At 68.0% G+C, this 6,180-nt stretch carries 8 protein-coding genes; 5 read left to right on the forward strand and 3 right to left on the reverse strand.

Features of this window, described 5'->3' with window-relative positions; all coding sequences use genetic code 11:
• Nucleotides 1–71 precede the first annotated feature (71 nt).
• From OG729_RS30910 to OG729_RS30925, 4 genes are all read left to right on the forward strand, one after another.
• Nucleotides 72–863 (forward strand): ABC transporter ATP-binding protein, encoded by a 792-nt coding sequence (locus OG729_RS30910; RefSeq protein WP_360879611.1) that lies wholly within the window; start codon nt 72–74, stop codon nt 861–863.
• 90 nt (nt 864–953) lie between these two features.
• On the forward strand, nt 954–1,382 hold the full coding sequence (locus OG729_RS30915) for an NfeD family protein (RefSeq protein ID WP_360879614.1): 429 nt from the start codon (nt 954–956) through the stop codon (nt 1,380–1,382).
• 91 nt (nt 1,383–1,473) lie between these two features.
• Nucleotides 1,474–2,430 carry an SPFH domain-containing protein gene (locus OG729_RS30920; RefSeq protein ID WP_360879617.1) on the forward strand — a complete coding sequence of 319 codons (957 nt, stop codon included), beginning with the start codon at nt 1,474–1,476 and terminating at the stop codon, nt 2,428–2,430.
• A 58-nt stretch (nt 2,431–2,488) separates the two neighbouring features.
• The gene (locus tag OG729_RS30925; RefSeq protein ID WP_360879620.1) at nt 2,489–3,256 is read left to right on the forward strand and encodes a sulfite exporter TauE/SafE family protein; all 768 of its coding nucleotides are present in this window, start codon (nt 2,489–2,491) and stop codon (nt 3,254–3,256) included.
• Between the two features lie 69 nt (nt 3,257–3,325).
• On the opposite strand, the gene OG729_RS30930 is transcribed toward OG729_RS30925, so the two are convergent.
• From OG729_RS30930 to OG729_RS30940, 3 genes are all read right to left on the reverse strand, one after another.
• Nucleotides 3,326–3,835 carry an HNH endonuclease gene (locus tag OG729_RS30930; protein WP_360879624.1) on the reverse strand — a complete coding sequence of 170 codons (510 nt, stop codon included), beginning with the start codon at nt 3,833–3,835 and terminating at the stop codon, nt 3,326–3,328.
• Between the two features lie 149 nt (nt 3,836–3,984).
• Nucleotides 3,985–4,521: a YbhB/YbcL family Raf kinase inhibitor-like protein gene (locus tag OG729_RS30935; protein WP_405809178.1), complete on the reverse strand. Its 537-nt coding sequence runs from the start codon at nt 4,519–4,521 to the stop codon at nt 3,985–3,987.
• A 117-nt stretch (nt 4,522–4,638) separates the two neighbouring features.
• Nucleotides 4,639–5,421 (reverse strand): sporulation protein, encoded by a 783-nt coding sequence (locus OG729_RS30940; protein ID WP_360879630.1) that lies wholly within the window; start codon nt 5,419–5,421, stop codon nt 4,639–4,641.
• Nucleotides 5,422–5,495: 74 nt separating this feature from the next.
• Here OG729_RS30940 and OG729_RS30945 point away from each other — a divergent pair, with 74 nt between their 5' ends.
• Nucleotides 5,496–6,137, forward strand: coding sequence for a DNA-3-methyladenine glycosylase (locus OG729_RS30945; RefSeq protein WP_405809180.1), 642 nt, complete (start codon nt 5,496–5,498; stop codon nt 6,135–6,137).
• The last annotated feature ends 43 nt before the right edge of the window (nt 6,138–6,180 follow it).

Here is a 6,180-nt window from a genome sequence, read left to right on the forward strand (position 1 = left end):
GGAGCTGTGCCCACAGGTGCATAAACCGCCCCCAATACCTCAAGACGATTGCATGGGGAGACAACGCGCTCATGAGCGATGTACTGGAGCTGGTGGACGTATCCGTGGTCCGCGACGGACGCGCTCTGGTGGACGACGTCTCCTGGTCGGTCAAGGAGGGTGAGCGCTGGGTCATCCTCGGCCCCAACGGCGCGGGCAAGACCACTCTCCTCAACATCGCCTCCAGCTATCTCTTCCCGACCACCGGCACGGCGAAGATCCTCAGCGAGCGCCTCGGCGGCGTGGACGTCTTCGAGCTCCGCCCGCGCATCGGCATGGCCGGCATCGCCATGTCCGAGAAGCTGCCCAAGCGCCAGACGGTCCTCCAGACGGTCCTCACCGCCGCGTACGGCATGACCGCCAGCTGGCACGAGGACTACGACGCCGTCGACGAGGAGCGCGCCCGGGCCTTCCTCGACCGGCTCGGCATGACCGAGTACCTGGACCGCAAGTTCGGCACGCTCTCCGAGGGCGAGCGCAAGCGCACCCTCATCGCCCGCGCGATGATGACCGACCCCGAACTGCTGCTCCTCGACGAGCCCGCCGCCGGTCTCGACCTCGGCGGCCGCGAGGACCTGGTCCGCCGCCTCGGCCGGCTCGCCCGCGACCCGTACGCCCCCTCCATGATCATGGTCACCCACCATGTCGAGGAGATCGCGCCCGGCTTCACCCACGTCCTGATGATCCGTCAGGGCAAGGTGCTGGCCGCGGGACCCATGGAGACCGAGCTGACCTCCCGTAACCTCTCGCTCTGCTTCGGCCTTCCGCTCGTGGTCGAGCGCAAGGGCGAGCGCTGGAGTGCACAGGGCCTCCCGCTCGGCTGACCCAGAGCTTGTTGCCGGCCCGGCTGACCGGATCCGGACCCCGCCATCGCCCCCTGTCCCCACCGCGACCGGCGGACCTACCATGACCACGTGGACATCGACGCATGGGTGTGGTGGCTGATCGGCGCGGTCGGACTGGGCATTCCGCTCGTCCTGACGGCGATGCCCGAATTCGGAATGCTGTCCGCCGGAGCGGTGGCCGCGGCCGTCGTCGCGGCGCTCGGCGGTGGCACGGTCGCCCAAGTGCTTGTCTTCGCCGCGGTCTCCGTCGCGCTCATCGCCGTCGTACGTCCCATCGCGACCCGACACCGTTCCCAGCGCCCCCAGTTCGCGAGCGGAGTCGACGCGCTCAAGGGCCGTCAGGCCCTTGTGCTCGAACGGGTCGACGGCAGCGGCGGCCGCATCAAACTCGCCGGCGAGATCTGGTCCGCGCGCGCACTCGACGCGGACATGTCCTACGAGGCCGGGCAGCAGGTCGACGTCGTGGAGATCGACGGAGCCACCGCCGTGGTCATGTGACGAATGAAAGCCGAACGCCCCCCACACCAGCCCGTGTTCTGGGAAACTCGATCATCAGAATCATCCGGCAGCGAAGGGCACAGGGAACACGATGCAACCGATCATCATCGTCCTGATCATTCTGGTGGTGCTGGTCTTCATCGCCCTGATCAAGACGATCCAGGTCATCCCACAGGCCAGCGCCGCCATCGTCGAACGCTTCGGGCGCTACACCCGCACCCTCAACGCGGGCCTGAACATCGTCGTCCCGTTCATCGACTCGATCCGCAACCGCATCGACCTGCGTGAACAGGTCGTCCCCTTCCCGCCCCAGCCGGTGATCACCCAGGACAACCTGGTGGTCAACATCGACACCGTCATCTATTACCAGGTGACCGACGCCCGGGCCGCGACGTACGAAGTCGCCAGCTACATCCAGGCGATCGAGCAGCTCACCGTCACCACCCTGCGCAACATCATCGGTGGCATGGACCTCGAGCGGACCCTGACCTCCCGCGAGGAGATCAACGCGGCCCTGCGCGGCGTCCTCGACGAAGCCACCGGCAAGTGGGGAATCCGCGTCAACCGCGTCGAGCTCAAGGCGATCGAACCGCCCACCTCCATCCAGGACTCGATGGAGAAGCAGATGCGCGCCGACCGTGACAAGCGCGCCGCGATCCTGACCGCGGAAGGCATCAGGCAGTCCCAGATCCTCACCGCCGAGGGTGAGAAGCAGTCCGCGATCCTGCGCGCCGAAGGTGAGGCCAAGGCGGCCGCGCTGCGCGCCGAGGGCGAGGCCCAGGCCATCCGTACGGTCTTCGAGTCCATCCACGCCGGAGACGCCGACCAGAAGCTCCTCGCCTACCAGTACCTCCAGATGCTCCCGAAGATCGCCGAGGGCGACGCCAACAAGCTCTGGATCGTGCCCAGCGAGATCGGCGACGCGCTCAAGGGCCTGTCCGGCGCCATGGGCAACTTCAACCCGATGGCCGGCATGGGCGGTGGCGGCTCCGGCGCATCCGGCGGCGGCAAGGGTACGGAGCGCCGCGAACAGCCCCCCATCGACTGACCCGGCGGCCTCTCAGGCATGATCGGTGCATCCGGCACCGATCATCGAGGGGCACAGCGTGACCATCTGGGAGATGCTCGCCGTCTTCGCCGCGGGCATCAGCGCCGGCACCATCAACACCATCGTCGGCTCGGGGACGCTGATCACCTTCCCGGTGCTCCTCGCCACCGGCCTGCCCCCGGTCACCGCCACCGTCTCCAACGCACTCGGCCTGATCCCCGGCTCGATCAGCGGGGCCATCGGCTACCGCGCCGAACTCACCGGCCAGCGCAGCCGTGTACTGCGCCTGAGCATCGCCGCCGCGATCGGCGGCATCAGCGGAGCCGTACTGCTGCTGATGCTGCCCTCCACGGCGTTCGAGACGATCGTGCCGGTACTGGTCGCGCTCGCCCTGGTGCTGGTGATCCTCCAGCCGCGCATCACCAAGGCCGTCCAGCGCCGCCGTGAGCGCAACGGCACCCCCACGCACCCCGACGGCGGCCCGCTGCTGTTCGTCGGACTGATGCTCGCCAGCGTCTACGGCGGCTACTTCACCGCGGCCCAGGGGATCATCTACCTCTCCCTGATGGGCATGCTGCTCGACGACTCCCTGCAGCGCCTCAACGCCGTCAAGAACGTCCTCGCGGCCGTCGTCAACAGCATCGCCGCGCTCTTCTTCCTCTTCGTCGCGGACTTCGAATGGACGGCGGTCGTGCTGCTCGCGGTCGGCTCCGCCCTCGGCGGCCAGCTCGGAGCCAGAATCGGCCGCCGCCTCCCGCCGACGGCACTGCGCGTCCTGATCGTGGTGGTCGGCACGGTCGCCATCGTCCAGCTGCTGCTCCGCTGATGCACGAAGGCCCGCCCCCACCAAGGGGGCGGGCCTCGTCACCGACCGGCTGCGCCGATCGGCCCTCTGCTACGCCGCGGGCTGGACCGCCAGCCACTGCGGCAGCTCCGTGCGCTCACCGGCCCGCATGCCGAGCAGCATCGCATCCGCCGGAGAGGGTACGAACGGTTGGTGCAGCAGCGGCATACCCGCCTGCTCCGGCGTACGGTCAGCCTTGCGGTGGTTGTCCTCGGCGCAGGACGCGACCGTATTCAGCCAGCTGTCCGCACCGCCGTGCGACCGCGGCACAACGTGGTCCACAGTCGTGGCGCGCTTCCCGCAGTACGCGCACCGGTGCTGGTCCCTTACCAGTACACCCCGCCTCGACCACGGCGCCTGTCTTCGGAACGGCACCCGCACATAGCGGCATAGCCTGATCACCTGCGGCACCGGAAGATCGACAGCCGCGGCACGCATACGGAGTCCGGGGTGGGCCTGCTCGACGACGGCCTTGTCCTGCAGAACCAGAACCACCGCACGGTTGAGTGTCACCGTCGACAGCGGCTCGAAGCTCGCATTCAGCACCAGCGTGTCACGCATCTCGCCCACCTCCCGTTCGCCGGCCCAGCCCGTTGCGGGCCTTGGGCTTGGATCAACTCTGGCCGGGCGCGCCGAGATGGACAACGCAATAAAAGATGCCCTGCCCTGATCTCTCCAAGACCAGGGCAGGGCAAACAACAAACGAACGATCAGCTCTTCGAAGGACTTTCGTACTCCCCGATGAGCTGCGCACGCGCAAGGGTGTGGAACCGCAGATTGAAGCCCACGACCGCGGGCGACACATCCGCGTCGGGGCCCAGCCTCTCGCTGTCCACCGCGTACACCGTGAAGACATAGCGGTGGTTCTCACCGGCCGGCGGAGCGGCGCCGCCGAAGTCCTTCGACCCGTAGTCGTTACGGACCTGAACGGCGCCCTCGGGCAACCCCTCGAACTTCCCGCTGCCCGCACCGGCGGGCAGCTCCGTGACCGACGCCGGGATGTCGAAGAGCACCCAGTGCCAGAACCCGCTGCCCGTGGGCGCATCAGGATCGAAGCACGTCACGGCGAAGCTCTTGGTCTGCGCCGGGAAACCCTCCCACCGCAGCTGCGGCGAGGTGTTGCCCGCCGCGTAGACCTGGGCGTCCTTCAGCACCGACCCCGGCGCGATGTCGTCGCTCACCACCGTGAACGACGGCACCGCCGGATGAAAGTCGTGCGGAAGCGGCGCCTGCTTGAGCTCGGTCACGTCTGAACCTCCGATTCGGCTGTCCTGCTGCCTGGCTTTGCTGCTCTGCCGGATCCGAGCCTAGAGCCCGAGGCCCAAGCCCCAAGGCGCCCGCCTCAAGCCCCAAGCCCCCTGGCCCTAGAGCCAGTTGCGACGCCCGCCGACATCCGCGAGCCACTGGTTGAGGTAAGCAGCCCAATCGGTCGACTGGAAGTTGTGGTGCCCCACCTGGAAGGCCTTGTACGAGTCACTGCCCTCGCTGAACAGCCCCGGCTTCTTGTCCATCTCGAGGATGACGTCCATCTCGCGGTCGTCCGCGACGAAGGTCAGCTCGACCTGGTTCAGCCCGCGGTACTGCTGCGGCGGGAAGAACTCGATCTCCTGGTAGAACGGCAGCCGCTGCCTCGTCCCACGGATGTGCCCACGCTCCATGTCCGCGCTCTTGAAGCGGAAGCCCAGCTGGATGAACGCGTCGAGGATGGCCTGCTGCGCCGGCAGCGGGTGCACATTGATCGGGTCCAGGTCGCCCGAGTCCACGGCCCGCGCGATCTCCAGCTCCGTCGTCACACCGATGTTCATCCCGCGCAGCTGCTGCCCCGCGATGCTGGTGACCGGGGTCTCCCACGGAATCTCAAGACCGAACGGCACCACGTGCACCGCCCCGGCCTTCACCACGAACGCACCGCCCAGCCGCTGCTTGGTGAACTCGATGTCCTGCTTGACCTCCTGCTCACCACCCTCGACCTCGACCCGCGCCTGCAGACCGACGGAGAGACCCTCGATCTGCTGGTCCACCGAACCGCCCTGGATGCGTACCTCGCCCTGGACAACACCGCCAGGCACGACGTTCGCCTCGGTCAGCTCCGTCTCCACGGAAGCACCGCCGGCACCCAGGCTGGCGAGCAGCTTTTTGAAGCCCATGTTCACTCCTTCTTGGTTCTGACCTCTAGATACGCGCGACGACCGTAGCCGGTTCCCCGGTACCCTCGGACGCCATGATCGAGAGCCCCGACCGTACGCCGCTGTCCCCGGAGTTCTTCGACCGCCCAGTACTGGAGGTCGCTCCCGAACTCCTCGGCTGCACCCTGGCACGCCTCACGGACGACGGACCCATCGAGTTGCGCCTTACCGAAGTGGAGGCGTACGCGGGCGAGCTCGACCCCGGCTCCCACGCCTACCGCGGCCGCACGGCACGCAACGACGTGATGTTCGGCCCGCCGGGCCATGCGTACGTCTACTTCACCTATGGCATGTGGCACTGCCTCAATGTGGTGTGCGGCTCGGAGGGCACGGCGAGCGGGATCCTGCTGCGCGCCGGCGAGATCCAGGTAGGCGCGGATCTCGCCCGTAAACGTCGACTCTCGGCCCGCTACGACAAGGAACTGGCCAAAGGCCCGGCCCGCCTGGCCACGGCCCTGGACGTCGACCGCGCCCTGAACGGCACCGACCTCTGCATCGGCGACGACGCCCCACTGTCCCTGCTGACCGGTACACCGCCCGCCCCTGACCTGGTACGAAGTGGCCCCCGCACAGGAGTGGGGGGCGACGGCGCCCACCACCCCTGGCGCTTCTGGATCGAAGGCGACCACTCGGTGAGCCCGTACCGGGCCCATGCCCCCCGCCGCAGGGCAACTTGACTCGGCTGGGCGGGACGCCTAACGTAGCCCGAGCCGCTTGAAA

Origin of the sequence: Streptomyces sp. NBC_00210 (assembly GCF_045160975.1) — a bacterium.
Lineage (GTDB): Bacteria > Actinomycetota > Actinomycetes > Streptomycetales > Streptomycetaceae > Streptomyces.